General features: G+C 72.2%; 10 protein-coding genes. 3 read left to right on the top strand and 7 right to left on the bottom strand.

Features of this window, described 5'->3' with window-relative positions; all coding sequences use genetic code 11:
* Positions 1-56: 56 nt before the first annotated feature.
* Positions 57-2,462, bottom strand: a complete 2,406-nt coding sequence (locus ACSMXO_RS15200) for a Tex family protein (protein ID WP_455418231.1) — start codon at positions 2,460-2,462, stop codon at positions 57-59.
* A gap of 223 nt (positions 2,463-2,685) precedes the next feature.
* On the opposite strand from ACSMXO_RS15200, the gene ACSMXO_RS15205 reads away from it, so the two are divergent.
* Complete coding sequence (locus ACSMXO_RS15205) at positions 2,686-4,671, top strand: primary-amine oxidase (protein ID WP_455418232.1); 1,986 nt, start codon at positions 2,686-2,688, stop codon at positions 4,669-4,671.
* Positions 4,672-4,683: 12 nt separating this feature from the next.
* On the opposite strand, the gene ACSMXO_RS15210 is transcribed toward ACSMXO_RS15205, so the two are convergent.
* A complete protein-coding gene (locus ACSMXO_RS15210) occupies positions 4,684-5,343 on the bottom strand; it encodes a GOLPH3/VPS74 family protein (RefSeq protein WP_455418233.1) in 660 nt (219 codons plus the stop codon).
* A gap of 222 nt (positions 5,344-5,565) precedes the next feature.
* Here ACSMXO_RS15210 and ACSMXO_RS15215 point away from each other — a divergent pair, with 222 nt between their 5' ends.
* The gene (locus tag ACSMXO_RS15215) at positions 5,566-7,050 is read left to right on the top strand and encodes an APC family permease (protein ID WP_455418234.1); all 1,485 of its coding nucleotides are present in this window, start codon (positions 5,566-5,568) and stop codon (positions 7,048-7,050) included.
* A gap of 40 nt (positions 7,051-7,090) precedes the next feature.
* Here the strand turns inward: ACSMXO_RS15215 and ACSMXO_RS15220 are convergent, their stop codons facing one another.
* From ACSMXO_RS15220 to ACSMXO_RS15240, 5 genes are all read right to left on the bottom strand, one after another.
* The gene (locus ACSMXO_RS15220) at positions 7,091-8,239 is read right to left on the bottom strand and encodes an MBL fold metallo-hydrolase (RefSeq protein WP_455418235.1); all 1,149 of its coding nucleotides are present in this window, start codon (positions 8,237-8,239) and stop codon (positions 7,091-7,093) included.
* Between the two features lie 91 nt (positions 8,240-8,330).
* Positions 8,331-9,338, bottom strand: a complete 1,008-nt coding sequence (locus ACSMXO_RS15225; RefSeq protein ID WP_455418236.1) for a serine hydrolase — start codon at positions 9,336-9,338, stop codon at positions 8,331-8,333.
* A gap of 212 nt (positions 9,339-9,550) precedes the next feature.
* Entirely contained in the window at positions 9,551-10,312 is a 762-nt protein-coding gene (locus tag ACSMXO_RS15230; protein WP_455418237.1) for a succinate dehydrogenase/fumarate reductase iron-sulfur subunit, read from the bottom strand.
* Positions 10,309-12,246 (bottom strand): fumarate reductase/succinate dehydrogenase flavoprotein subunit, encoded by a 1,938-nt coding sequence (locus ACSMXO_RS15235; RefSeq protein WP_455419243.1) that lies wholly within the window; start codon positions 12,244-12,246, stop codon positions 10,309-10,311. Before ACSMXO_RS15235 ends, ACSMXO_RS15230 begins: the two co-directional genes overlap by 4 nt.
* 20 nt (positions 12,247-12,266) lie before the next feature.
* The gene (locus tag ACSMXO_RS15240; RefSeq protein WP_432888735.1) at positions 12,267-12,998 is read right to left on the bottom strand and encodes a succinate dehydrogenase cytochrome b subunit; all 732 of its coding nucleotides are present in this window, start codon (positions 12,996-12,998) and stop codon (positions 12,267-12,269) included.
* A gap of 29 nt (positions 12,999-13,027) precedes the next feature.
* On the opposite strand from ACSMXO_RS15240, the gene ACSMXO_RS15245 reads away from it, so the two are divergent.
* Positions 13,028-13,963, top strand: coding sequence for a LysR family transcriptional regulator (locus ACSMXO_RS15245; RefSeq protein ID WP_455418238.1), 936 nt, complete (start codon positions 13,028-13,030; stop codon positions 13,961-13,963).
* Positions 13,964-13,969: the final 6 nt, after the last annotated feature.

The following is a 13,969-nucleotide window of genomic DNA, read 5'->3' on the forward strand; positions in this document are numbered from 1 at the left end:
GGCTGACCGGGCGCGCCGCGACCGGCCGGCGGCCGGTCGCGGCGTCCGTCGCGGAACTACCGCCCGGGGCGGTTGCCGTCCAGCCCCTTGTCCAGCCCGGCCCGGCGCAGCGCGTCGGCCAGCGCGCCGCCGCCGAACCCGCCGCCCTGGCCGCCGCCGGACCGGTTCCCGCCGCCGGACCGCCCGCCGCCGCCACCACCGCGCCCCTGGCGCGGCTGGCCGGTGCGGTCGCCACCCCGGTCCCGCGCGGGGCGGGGCTCGGCCTCGTCCTCCAGCCGCAGGGTGAGCGAGATCCGCTTCCGGGGTACGTCCACGTCCAGCACCTTCACCCGGACCACGTCACCGGACTTGACCACGTCCCGCGGGTCCTTGACGAAGGTCCGGGACATCGCCGAGACGTGTACCAGGCCGTCCTGGTGCACCCCGACGTCCACGAACGCGCCGAACGCGGCCACGTTGGTGACCACGCCCTCCAGCAGCATCCCTGGCAACAGGTCGCCGATCTTCTCCACCCCGTCGGCGAAGGTCGCGGTCCGGAACGCCGGTCGGGGGTCCCGGCCCGGCTTCTCCAACTCCTTCAGGATGTCGGTCACGGTCGGCAGCCCGAAGGTGTCGTCCACGTACTCGGCGGGCCTGAGCTTGTGCAGCACGGCGGTCTTGCCGATCAGCGCGGAGAGGTCGCCGCCGGTGCTGGCCAGGATCCGCCGGACCACCGGGTACGCCTCGGGGTGCACGCTGGAGGCGTCCAGCGGGTCGTCCCCGCCGGGGATGCGCAGGAAGCCGGCACACTGCTCGAACGCCTTCGGGCCGAGCCGGGGCACCTGCTTGAGCGCCTGCCGGGTCCGGAACGGGCCGTTGGCGTCCCGGTGCAGCACGATGTTCTCGGCCAGCCCGGCGCCGATCCCGGAGACCCGGGTCAGCAGCGGTGCGGAGGCGGTGTTGACGTCGACCCCGACGCCGTTCACGCAGTCCTCCACCACCGCGTCCAGCGAGCGGGAGAGCTTCACCTCGGAGAGGTCGTGCTGGTACTGCCCGACGCCGATCGAGCGTGGGTCGATCTTGACCAGCTCGGCCAGCGGGTCCTGGAGGCGGCGGGCGATCGAGACCGCGCCGCGCAGCGAGACGTCGAGGCCGGGCAGCTCCTGGGAGGCGTACTCGGAGGCGGAGTAGACCGAGGCGCCGGCCTCGGAGACCACCACCTTGGTCAGGTTCAGGTCGGCGTACCGCTTGATCAGGTCGCCGGCCAGCTTGTCGGTCTCCCGGGAGGCGGTGCCGTTGCCGATCGCGACCAGCTCGACCTTGTGCGCCCGGGCCAGCTTGGCCAGCGTCTCGATCGAGGCGTCCCACTGCCGGCGCGGCTCGTGCGGATAGATCGTGTCGGTCGCCACCACCTTGCCGGTCGCGTCGACCACCGCCACCTTCACCCCGGTACGCAGCCCCGGGTCCAGCCCCATCGTCGGGCGGGTACCGGCCGGCGCGGCGAGCAGCAGGTCGCGCAGGTTGGTGGCGAAGACCCGGACCGCCTCGTCCTCGGCCGCCTGCCAGAGCCGCATCCGCAGGTCGGCGCCGAGGTGGATGAGGATCCGGGTACGCCACGCCCAGCGCACCGTGTCGACCAGCCAGCGGTCCGCCGGCCGTCCCCGGTCCGCGACGCCGAACCGGGCGGCGATCTCCTGTTCGTAGCGGGTCGGCCCGACCGGGGCGTCGTCCGGCGCGGGCGCCTCCTCCGGGTCCATGGTCAGGTCGAGCATGCCCTCCTTCTCGCCCCGGAACATCGCCAGGATCCGGTGCGAGGGCAGCTTGGTGTACGGCTCGGCGAAGTCGAAGTAGTCGGCGAACTTGGCGCCGGCCTCCTGCTGGCCGTCGCGTACCCGGGAGACCAGCCGGCCCCGCGACCACATCTTCTCGCGCAGCGAGCCGATCAGGTCGGCGTCCTCGGCGAACCGCTCCACCAGGATGGCCCGGGCACCGTCCAGCGCGCCGGTCGGGTCGGCCACCCCGGCGTCCGGGTTGACGAAGCCGGTCGCCACCGTGCGCGGGTCCTGCGACGGATCGGCCAGCAGCGTGTCGGCCAGCGGCTCCAGCCCGGCCTCCCGGGCGATCTGCGCCTTCGTCCGCCGCTTCGGCTTGTAGGGCAGGTAGATGTCCTCCAGCCGGGCCTTCGAGTCGGCCGCCATGATCTGCGCTTCCAGCGCCTCGTCCAGCTTGCCCTGGCCACGGATCGACTCCAGCACCGCCGCCCGGCGCTCCTCCAGCTCCCGCAGGTAGCGCAGCCGCTCCTCCAGGGTGCGCAACTGGGTGTCGTCGAGCGACTCGGTGGCCTCCTTGCGGTAACGGGCGATGAACGGCACGGTCGACCCGCCGTCGAGCAGGTCCACCGCGGCCCGTACCTGCCGCTCGTGTACGCCGAGCTCCTCGGCGATCCGCTGGTGCACAGAGCGCGGCTGCGCAGAGGTTGTCACGTCCTGTTCCGCCTTCTCCACTCGGTTCCGCCCTCACCCGTCGCCGGGACCGGCGTAGGGTAACTGGGTGCCGGGAAGCATTGTGCCCCACCCGGCGGCGGTCGCCCTTGCAGGCGGCGGCGATGCGCGGGCGCCGCAACTTCACGCGCCGTCGGCTATGGACAACCGAGAGTGATTCGGGTTAGGTCGGCTCGGAATGGTCCGCGAATCGACGAGGGACGTTATGACTCTTCTGAGCGACGACCGGCCCGCCGGCTCCGGGGCGGGCGTCACCGACGGACATCCACTGGCCCGGCTCACCGCCGACGAGATCCGGGCCACCCGGGCCCTGCTGGACCGGCACGGGCTGCTCGGCCCGACCACCCGGTTCGCCCTGCTGGCCCTGGAGGAGCCGGCCAAGGACGTGGTGCTGGCGTACCGGCCGGGTGATCCGGTGGACCGCCGGGTCCGGGCGGTACTCCTCGACGTCGCCACCGGCGTCGCCCGGACCGTGCTGGCCTCGGTGACCAGCGGCACCGTCGATTCGGTACGCGAGCACGACGCGGCCCGGGACGGACAGCCGCCGATCATGCTGGAGGAGTTCGTCGCGGTCGACGAGATCGTCAAGGCCGACCCGGGCTGGCGGGCGGCGATGGAACGCCGGGGCATCACCGAACTCGACCTGGTCCGGCCCTGCCCGCTCTCGGCCGGCGACTTCGACCTGCCGGGCGAGCGGGGCCGGCGGCTGCTGCGGGTGCTCTCCTTCCTGGCCCACCGGCCCGAGGACCACTGCTGGGCGCACCCGATCGACGGCGTGGTGGCGTACGTCGACCTGATCGAGCGCCGGGTCGTCGAGCTGATCGACCACGAACTGCTGCCGGTACCGGCCGAGGAGGGCAACTTCGACGACACCGCCTATACCGGCCCGGCCCGGACCAGCCTGAAGCCGATCGAGATCACCCAGCCGGAGGGGCCCAGCTTCTCGGTCGACGGTGACGTGGTGCGCTGGGAGAACTGGAGTTTCCGGGTCGGCTTCGACCCCCGGGAGGGTCTGGTGCTGCACCAGCTCGGCATCACCGACGGCGGCCGGGAGCGCCCGGTGCTCTACCGCGCCTCGGTCGCCGAGATGGTCGTCCCGTACGCCGACCCGAGCCCGGTGCGGTTCTGGCAGAACTACTTCGACGCCGGGGAATACCTCCTCGGCCAGCAGGCGAACTCGCTGGTGCTGGGCTGCGACTGCCTCGGCGAGATCTACTACTTCGACGCGATCCTCGCCGACGGGGCCGGCGAGCCGCGCGAGGTGCGCAACGCGATCTGCCTGCACGAGGAGGACCACGGGGTGCTGTGGAAGCACACCGACCTGTTCACGGAGTCGGCGGAGACCCGCCGGCAGCGCCGCCTCGTCATCTCCTACTTCGCCACCGTCGGCAACTACGACTACGGCTTCTACTGGTACCTCTACCTCGACGGCACCATCCAACTGGAGGTGAAGGCCACCGGGGTGCTCTTCACCTCGGCGTACCGGCAGGGCAGCGGGTACGCGACCGAGGTGGCGCCGGGGCTCGGTGCGCCGTACCACCAGCACCTGTTCAGCGCCCGGCTCGATGTCACGGTCGACGGGACCCGCAACGCCGTCGACGAGGTGGACGTCCGAGCCCTGCCGGTCGGCCCGGAGAACCCGTACGGCAACGCCTTCACCCGGGTGGCGACCCGGCTGTCGTCGGAGTCGGACGGCGCCCGGGACGCCGACGCCTCGGTCGGCCGGACCTGGCGGATCTCCAACCCGGAGCGGCTGGGCCGGCTCGGCCGGCCGGTCGGCTACCAACTCCGCCCCGAGGGCCAGACGGTGCTGCTGGCCGCCCCCGACTCCTCGGTGGCTCGCCGGGCCGCCTTCGCCACCCGCTCGCTCTGGGTCACCCGGTACGACCCGGCGCAGCGCTACCCAGCCGGTGACCTGGTCAACCAGCACCCGGGCCACGCCGGGCTGCCGGAGTACGTCGCGGCCGACCGGCCGATCGACGGCGAGGACATCGTGCTGTGGCACACCTTCGGCACCACCCACTTCCCCCGCCCGGAGGAGTGGCCGGTGATGCCGGTGGACCGGTGCGGCTTCACGCTGCGGCCGGACGGTTTCTTCGACCGCAACCCCACCCTGGACGTGCCGGCGAGCACGGCGACACACTGCGGCACACCCGGCGACGGCGGACCCGCCACCTGCCACGGCGGCTGAGATCGGGGCGGTTCAGCGGCGTACGGTGAGTGCCGTGGCGGCGACGGCCGCGTCGACCGCGTTGAGCAGGTCGCCCAGTTCCGTCGGGAGCAGTCGTCGCGCGGCGGCGATCCGCTCGGTCACCATCGACCGGTTGGCCGGGATCAGCGCCCGGACCAGCCCGCTGGCCCGGACCAGTCCGGCCAGCGTCGCGGTGCGGGGGTCCAGCGGCTGGTCGGAGCGCTCCAGGACGGCGTTGAGCCGGACTCGGGGCCGGGCGACCCGGTTCGGGTCGAGCCCGGGAAACCGGACCGTCGTGCGGAGGTTCAGCCCGCGGGCGGTCATCCGGCGGACCGCGCCCGCGCTGACCAGGCGGTCGCCGACGTGGTCCCGGACCCGGGGGGCGAGGAACTCCAGCCAGGAGCGCGCGGGATGGCCGTCGCCCCGACGTACGATCTCGGCCAGCACCCGGTCGGTCACCGGCTCCTGCCAGCCCCGGTCGTCAGCGACGTAGACGGCGGACCGGACCAGGGTGATCCGCCCGTCGAAGAGCAGTTCGGCGAGGAGCGCGCCGGCGAGGGCGGCATCGACCAGGATCGCCGCGGCGAGGGGCTTGCCGGTGTAGTCGTCGTGTGCGATGAGGAACAGTTCGTCGGCCAGCCGCTCGGTGGGTGGGCCAGGGTAATTCGTCATCCGTCATCCTTGGCCGGCCGGCCGACATGCCGGATCGGTCACTCCTCAATGTCGATGCAGGACGGTACGGCATGGGCACTGTCCGTTCAACCCGCCCTGGCCCTGCGTGTCCGAACACTGTGGTCCATCAATCTCTTGTCGCGGGGCGTGATCGCCCATACCCTCTCCGATGTCGTTCGAGAGTCCCTTTCTCCTCACCCCCACACCGAGAGAGACCCACATATGTCATCCAGCCCCGCCCTGGAGACCGGCCTGCGCCGGGGACGCCTGGGCACCGTGCACCTCGTCTTCTTCACCGTCGCGGCGTCGGCACCGCTGACCGTGCTCGGCGGTGGCATCACCACGATGTACGCCGTCAGCGGCAACGTCGGCGCGGCACTGTCCTATGTGCTGCTCGCCGCCATCCTGGGCGTGTTCGCGGTCGGCTACGCCGCGATGAGCCGATTCGTCAGCAACGCCGGTGCCTTCTACTCGTACATCGCGAACGGGCTGGGCCGGGCGGGCGGCGTTTCCGGCTCGTTCGTCGCCCTGGCCTCCTACAACGCCATCCAGATCGGACTGTACGGGCTCTTCGGCGCCATCCTCGGTGACTTCATGGCGACGAAGTTCGGCGTCGAGCAGCAGTGGTGGGTCTGGGCACTGGTCGGGCTGGCGCTGGTCGGGGTGCTCGGGGTACTCCAGGTCGACCTGAACGCGACGGTCCTCGCGGTGCTGCTCCTGCTCGAATGCCTCGCGGTCGGCGTCTTCGACGTGGTCTCGTTCGGCAACCCGGCCGGCGGCAGCATCAGCCTGGCCGGGCTGGATCCCGGCAACCTCTTCGCGGCGGGGCTCGGTGCGGTGCTGGCGCTGGGGATCGCCAGCTTCACCGGGTTCGAGTCCGGGGCGATCTACAGCGAGGAGGTCCGGGATCCGCGCCGTACGGTGGCCCGGGCCACCTACGTCGCGGTGGCCTTCACCGGTGCCTTCTACGCACTCTCCGCCTGGGCGCTGACCGTGGTCACCGGCCCGGAGAACGCGCAGGCCGCCTCGGTCGAAGCCGGCCCGGGAGTGGTCTTCGGCACCCTGGCCGACCATGCCGGCAGCACGGTGGCGGACGTGGCGAACCTGCTCTTCATCACCTCGGTGCTGGCCGCCCTGCTCTCGTTCCACAACGGAGTCGCCCGTTACCTCTTCGCGCTGGGCCGGGAGCGGGTCCTCCCGGCCTTCCTCAGTCAGACCGGGGTCCGCACCGGGGCGCCGGTGGCCGGCTCGCTGGCCCAGACCGTACTGGCCCTCGGCGTGGTGCTGGCCTTCGTGCTGGCCGACCGGGATCCGGTGGTCGACCTCTTCACCTGGCTCAGCGGTGTCTCGGCGGTCGGGGTGGTGCTGCTGATGACCCTCACCTCCGCCTCGGTGGTGGGCTTCTTCCGCCGCCGCCCGGAGGTCGGGGTGAGCGCCTGGCAGCGGGTGGTCGCCCCGGCGTCGGCCACCGTGCTGCTCTCCGCCGTCCTGCTGGTGCTGCTGGTGAACTTCGACGCGTTGCTCGCCCCGGGCAACCCGAGCTACCTGGCCCGGCTGCTGCCCGGGGTCACCCTGGTCGCCGCGCTGGTCGGGCTCGGCTGGGGGCTCCTGCTCCGGGCCAGGCGGCCGGCCGTGTACGAGGCCGTCGGCCGGGGCGTGGCCGATCCGCCGCCGGCCGAGGACCCGGAGCTCACCCTGAGCCGCTGACCGCCGCCTCCACCGGCGGCGCCCGGGATCCGTGGACGGATCAGCCGAGCGACTGCCACCAACCGTCCACCGGGGGCGGGTGGTCGACGACCACCCGCTCACCGGGGCGCGGCACCGCCAGGCGTACGCCCCGGGCCTCGGCCTCGCGCCACAGCCGGTCCACCGGCTCGGTCCAGCCGTGCGGGGCGAGGTTGAAGGTGCCCCAGTGCACCGGCACGAAGAGCCCGCCGCGCAGGTCCAGGTGGGCGGTGACCGCCTCCTCCGGAAACATGTGGATGTTCGGCCAGGCGGTGGCGTACGCGCCGATCTGGATGAGCGTGACGTCGAACGGACCGTACTCGGCGCCGATCTCGGCGTAGCCGTCGAAGTAGCCGGAGTCGCCGGAGCAGAAGACCCGGCGGGTCGGGCCGGCGACCACCCAGGAGCCCCAGAGGGTACGGTCCCGGGCGAGCCCGCGCCCGGAGAAGTGCCGGGCCGGGGTGGCGGTCACGTCGAGCCCGGCGACCGAGGCGTGCTCGCCCCAGTCCAGCTCCACGATCCGCTCCGGCGGTACGCCCCAGCGTTCCAGATGGGCGCCGACCCCGAGCGGCACCAGGAACGGTGCGGACTGGGCGTCGCGCAGGGCGCGTACGGTCGGCATGTCCAGGTGGTCGTAGTGGTCGTGCGAGATGAGCACGGCGTCCAGCCGGGGGAGCCGGTCCAGCGGCACCGGCACCGGGTGCAGCCGGCGCGGGCCGATCCGGGCCGACGGCGAACAGCGGTCGCTCCAGACCGGATCGAGCAGTATCCGCCGTCCCTCGATCTCGATCAGCGCCGACGCGTGGCCGTACCACAGCACGCTGAGCTCACCGGGCGGGGCGGCGGCCGGCTCGACGGTCTCCGGCAGCAGCACCGGCACGCTGCCGGACGGGCGCCGGGGCTGGTTGCCGAAGAGCAACTCCCGGAGGATGCCCTTGCCGGTGCCGGGCAGCGCGATCCGGGTAGTGACCGGGTTGCGGAACGCGCCGCCCCGGAACTGCGGGGAGCGGCGTACCCGGTCGGCCCGGGCGCCGTCCGGGAGCCGGCCGAGCGCGGCCGGCACGTCCCGGACCGCCCAGCCGGCCGCGCCGAGCGCGGCCACCGCGAGCGACCACCGGAGGCGCCGGCGGCGCCGGGCCGCGACGTCGCCTCGTCCTGCTCTTCCCCGCATGTGCCGACGCCCCCTCGTCCTCACGAGCGAGGGTACGCCGGCCGGCACCGCTGCGGACGGCAGCGCGGCGCCGGCCGGCGGGCGGGGGAGGTCAGCCGCCGTTGGCCGGCTGGTACATCCTCGGCCGGCGGGCCGGCACGGACAGGTTCCGCAGACCGTCGACCGCGGCGAGGAATGCCGGTCCCATCGCCGCCCGGGCCTGCACCGCCGGGTGGGTCGAGCCGAAGTTGTCCGGGTCGGCCTGGCCGTCGGCGAAGAGCACGTACGTCAGTACCGGCGTGCCGGCCGGGTCGAAGATCAGCCCGGCCTCGTGCCGGGCGTTGCCGAACCAGCCCGCCTTGGTGGCGATCCGGGCCCGGTCGGCCGACGACATGTTCCGGCGGATGCCGTCGGTGAACGCGATCGGCGCGCGGAGCTGGTTGAGCAGGAAGGTGGTCGACGTGGCCGAGAGCAGCGTGCCCCGGACCAGCGCCTGGAGCAGGTCGTGGGTCTCCCGGGCGGTGCTGGTGCCGAGGAAGAACCGGTTCGGGTTGGCGACCGGTTCGACCTGGGTCTTCGGGAAGCCCTTGGCGACCAGGATCTGGTTGAGTTCGGCGGCCGGGCAGACCAGGCCGCAGAGCCGGACGGCGGTGTCGTCCGAGACGGTCAGCAGTGCGGCGAGCACGTGCCCCAGGGTCACCGAGCTGGGGTAGGCGCCGTCCAGGCTGAATATGCCGTCGCCGCCGGGCACCACGATCGACGAGGTGACGTCGACCCGCTGGTCCAGGGCGAGCAGCCCCCGGTCGACCTTGTCCAGCACCGCCGTGGCCACCGCGATCTTGTTGACGCTGTACGCCTCCACGACCGTGTCCGGGTTCTCCCGTACCGCCGGCAGCGGCGCCGGCCCGGTCCCGCTGGCCACGCTCAGGTACGCGTACCAGTTGCCGCCGGCCTTGGTCTTCTCCCGTCGGTAGACCGCGGCGACCTGGGCGGCCCGGGCCTGGCCGGGGCTCTCGAGTCCCTGTCCGCTGTTCGGAGCGGCCATCGCCGGAGTCGCCGTGCCGAGCACGACGCCGGCGGTGGCGGCGGTGCCGATGCCCAGTGCGGTCCTGCGATTCACCCTGCTCACCACGTGGTCTCCCATCGGAGGGTCGTTGTCGCCGACCGGCGGCTGCCCGGTGCGGACGGGGCCGCGAGAGCGGCTGCCGGATTTGCGGCTTGCCGACCGGTAACAATAGGCGACCGAGGCCCATACCGCTGTGCCCTACTGATCCCGTACGACGCGATGTATCGGCGGTGTAGGTGGGAGTGCCGGCCAGGGGTGCCGGCGGGTCAGGTGCCGGGTGCGCCGTCCCGCTCCCGGGTCGCCTTCAGGTAGTCCCGGTTGAGCCGGCCGATGCTGGTCAGCGGAATCCCCTTCGGACAGACGGCCGTGCACTCGCCGATGTTGGTGCAGCCGCCGAAGCCGGCCTCGTCGTGCGCGTCCACCATCCCGACGACCCGGGTGGTGCGCTCCGGCTGGCCCTGCGGCAGCAGGCTCAGGTGGCTCACCTTGGCGGCGGTGAAGAGCATCGCCGAGCCGTTCGGGCAGGCCGCGACGCAGGCGCCACAGCCGATGCAGGCGGCCGACTCGAAAGCGGCGTCCGCGTCGGACTTGCGGACCAGTTGGGCGTGCGCCTCCGGGGCGGCGCCGGTCGGCGCGGTGATGTATCCGCCGGCCGCGATGATCCGGTCGAACGCGCTCCGGTCCACCACCAGGTCCTTGATCACCGGGAACGCCTTGGCCCGCCACGGCTCGATGTCGATGGTCTGGCCGTCGGTGAAGTGTCGCATGTGGAGCTGGCAGGCGGTGGTGGCCCGCTCCGGGCCGTGCGCCACGCCGTTGATCACCATGCCACAGGCGCCGCAGATGCCTTCCCGGCAGTCGTGGTCGAAGGCGACCGGTTCCTCGCCGTCGAGGGTCAGCCGTTCGTTGAGTACGTCCAGCATCTCCAGGAACGACATGTCGGGGGAGACGTCCGGGACCTGGTAGCTCACCATCCGGCCGGGATCGTCCGGTCCGCTCTGGCGCCAGATCCGCAGGGTCAGGTTCACTTGTAACTCCGCTGGGTGGGGTGGACGTACTCGAAGTGCAGGTCTTCCTTGTGCAGCACCGGCGGGTGGTCGGCCCCGGTGAACTCCCAGGCCGCCACGTAGCTGAAGTGCTCGTCGTCGCGCTGCGCCTCGCCCTCCGGGGTCTGGCTCTCGGCCCGGAAGTGACCGCCGGCCGACTCGGTGCGGTGCAGCGCGTCGATGCACATCAGCTCGGCCAGCTCGAAGAAGTCGGCGACCCGGCCGGCCTTCTCCAGCGCCTGGTTGAGCCCCTCGCCGTCGCCGGGCACCTTCACCCGCTGCCAGAACTGCTCCCGCAGGCTGCGGATCTCGGCGAGTGCCTTGCGCAGCCCGGCGTCGGTCCGTTCCATTCCACAGTGGTCCCACATGATCTGGCCCAGTTCGCGGTGGAACGAGTCGACGGTGCGGTCGCCCTGGCAGGCGAGCAGCCGGGACAGCCGGTCGGTGACGTCGTCCCGGGCCGACACCACCTCGGGGTGCTCGTCGGTCAGCGGCTCGAAGGGTCCGGCCGCCAGGTAGTCGGCGATGGTGCTGGGCAGCACGAAATAGCCGTCGGCCAGGCCCTGCATCAGCGCCGAGGCGCCGAGCCGGTTGGCGCCGTGGTCGGAGAAGTTCGCCTCGCCGATCACGAACAGGCCGGGGATGGTCGCCTGGAGGTCGTAGTCGACCCAGAGCCCGCCCATCGTGTAGTGCACCGCCGGATAGATCCGCATCGGCACCTCGTACGGATCCTCGCCGGTGATCCGCTGGTACATCTCGAAGAGGTTGCCGTACCGGTCGGCGATGGTGGACCGGCCGAGTCGGTCGATCGCGTCGGCGAAGTCGAGATAGACGCCGAGCCCGGTCTGCCCGACGCCCCGACCGGAGTCGCAGACGTTCTTGGCCGCCCGGGACGCGATGTCCCGGGGGACCAGGTTGCCGAAGGACGGATACATCCGCTCCAGGAAGTAGTCCCGCTCCTCCTCCGGGATCTGCCGGGGCGGACGGTCGTCGCCGGCCGCCTTCGGCACCCAGACCCGGCCGTCGTTGCGCAGCGACTCGCTCATCAGGGTCAGCTTCGACTGGTGGTCGCCGGAGACCGGGATGCAGGTCGGATGGATCTGCGTGTAGCAGGGGTTGGCGAAGAGCGCGCCCTTGCGGTGCGCCCGCCAGGTGGCGGTGACGTTGCAGCCCTTGGCGTTGGTGGAGAGGTAGAAGACGTTGCCGTAGCCGCCGGAGGCGAGCACCACGGCGTCGGCGAAGTCGCACGTTATCTCGCCGGTGACCAGGTCCCGGGCCACGATGCCCCGGGCCCGGCCGTCGACGACGATCAGTTCCAGCATCTCGTGCCGGCTGTGCATCTCGACCCGGCCCTGCCCGATCTGCCGCTCCAGCGCCTGGTACGCCCCGAGCAGCAACTGCTGGCCCGTCTGGCCCCGGGCATAGAAGGTGCGCTGCACCTGGGCGCCGCCGAACGAGCGGGTGTCGAGCAGGCCGCCGTACTCCCGGGCGAACGGTACGCCCTGGGCCACCGCCTGGTCGATGATCTCCACCGAGACCTCGGCGAGCCGGCGTACGTTCGACTCGCGGGAGCGGAAGTCGCCGCCCTTGACGGTGTCGTAGAAGAGGCGCTGGATCGAGTCGCCGTCGTTGCGGTAGTTCTTGGCGGCGTTGATGCCGCCCTGGGCGGCGATCGAGTGCGCCCGGCGCGGGCTGTCCTGGTAGCAGTATGACTTGACCCGGTAGCCCTGCTCGCCCAGCGTCGCCGCGGCCGACCCGCCGGCCAGCCCGGTGCCGACCACGATCACCGTGAGCTTGCGCCGGTTGGCCGGGTTGACCAGCTTGGCGGCGAACCGGCGGCGCTGCCAGCGGGTCTCGATCGGCCCGTCCGGTGCCTTGGTGTCGGCGATCGGCTCGCCGATGGTGAAGAGGTCCAGCCCGTTAGTGGGGTTCATCGTCAACGCACCAATCCCGCGATCACCGCGAAGGGGACGACCAGGTATCCGGCGCAGAGCGCGACGGCGAAGCCGAGCGAGATCGCCCGGGCCCGGGCCTCGCCCCGGGGAGTCTGCTGACCGAGGCTGCGGAACGCGCTGAACATCCCGTGCCGCAGGTGGAAGCCGAGCGTCACGATCGCGACGGTGTAGAGCAGGGTGACGTACCAGCGTTCCGGGGCGAAGTCGGCGGCCACGTTCGCGTACGGCCGGCGCGGGTCGCCGACCGGGTTCAGGTCGCCGGTGGTCAGGTCGAGCAGGTGGTAGACGACGAAGAGCGCGATGATCACCCCGCCCCAGCGCATGGTCCGGGCCGCGTAGCTGCCCTGCACCTTGGGGCGGTGCGCGTACCGGACGGGTCGGGCCGCCCGGGCCCGCCGGGCCAGCACGGTCGCCGACCAGATGTGCGCGACCAGGGCGATGCCGAGCACCGCGCGTTGGATCCACAGGTACCAGGTGTCCGGCAGCACGGGGGCGCCGATGGTACGCAGCCAGTGCGCGTAGTGGTCGAACGACTCGGGACCGAAGAAGATCTTCAGGTTGCCGAGCATGTGCGCGATCAGGAAGAGCACCAGCAGGATGCCCGTCACCGCCATCACGGCCTTGAGGCCGATGCTGGACCGGATCGGCGACCGCGTCGAGGTAGCTGTCACCTCACAAACGCTAGGAGACCTCCGATTAGTCGTCCAATGCATCGAAGCCTCAGAGACGATAGCTGTAGGCTATGCATGTGCAGCTCCACCAGTTGAGATACTTCGTGGCGGTGGCAGAAACCCGGCATTTCACTCATGCCGCCGACAATGTCGGGATCACCCAGCCGTCGTTGAGTAAGCAGATTCACGCCCTGGAGACCGATCTCGGCGCCCCGCTCTTCGAACGGGTACGCGGCAACATCGGGCTGACGGCCGCTGGCGAGGTGCTGCTGCCGCTCGCCGAGCGCATCCTCGCCGACGTCGACACCGCCCGCCGCGAGGTACAGGAACTCGTCGGGGTCCGGCGCGGCCGGGTGCGCCTCGGCGCCACCCCCAGCCTGGCCACCTCGCTCGCCCCGGCGGTGCTGCGCCGGTTCCGGGACGCCCACCCCGGCGTCGACCTGCGGGTGGAGGAGAGCGGTTCGCAGGACCTCGTCCGCGACCTGCTCCGGGGCGAGCTGGACCTGGCGCTGATCATCCTCCCCGCGACCGGTGCCGACCCGGCGCTGATCGCCGAGCCGATCCTCCGGGACAACCTGGTGGTCGCCTCGCTCAACCCGCTGCCGATGACCGACTCGGCCGGCACCATGCACCTCACCGACCTGCGCCACCAGCCGCTGGTGATGTTCCGGCAGGGCTACGACCTGCGGGACGTCACCCTGCGGGCCTGCCGGGAGGCGGGCTTCGAGCCGTCGCTCGCGGTGGACGGCGGCGAGATGGACGCGGTGCTCAGCTTCGTGGAGGCGGGACTCGGCGTAGCCCTGGTGCCGGGCATCGTGGTGGCGCGGCGGCCGAGGCTCTGGGTCACCCCGCTGGCCCCGCCGGGGGTGCACCGGACCATCGCGCTGGCCCGACGCCGGGAGCCGGAACCCACGCACGCGGCCCGGGCGTTCCGGCGGATCCTGCTGGAATCCATCGGTACGGCCGCCGCGAACTCGACGCTGCCGGCGGGCGTCACGCCGTACTGACGCCGG

Source organism: Plantactinospora sp. DSM 117369, assembly GCF_053764795.1.

Excerpts from the sequence above, each read along its gene's own strand:
- ACSMXO_RS15210 (WP_455418233.1), bottom strand. The coding sequence starts at position 5,343 with ATGACGAATTACCCTGGCCCACCCACCGAGCGGCTGGCCGACGAACTG.
- ACSMXO_RS15245 (WP_455418238.1), top strand. The coding sequence starts at position 13,028 with ATGCATGTGCAGCTCCACCAGTTGAGATACTTCGTGGCGGTGGCAGAA.
- ACSMXO_RS15220 (WP_455418235.1), bottom strand. The coding sequence starts at position 8,239 with ATGCGGGGAAGAGCAGGACGAGGCGACGTCGCGGCCCGGCGCCGCCGG.
- ACSMXO_RS15215 (WP_455418234.1), top strand. The coding sequence starts at position 5,566 with ATGTCATCCAGCCCCGCCCTGGAGACCGGCCTGCGCCGGGGACGCCTG.
- ACSMXO_RS15205 (WP_455418232.1), top strand. The coding sequence starts at position 2,686 with ATGACTCTTCTGAGCGACGACCGGCCCGCCGGCTCCGGGGCGGGCGTC.
- ACSMXO_RS15240 (WP_432888735.1), bottom strand. The coding sequence starts at position 12,998 with ATGCATTGGACGACTAATCGGAGGTCTCCTAGCGTTTGTGAGGTGACA.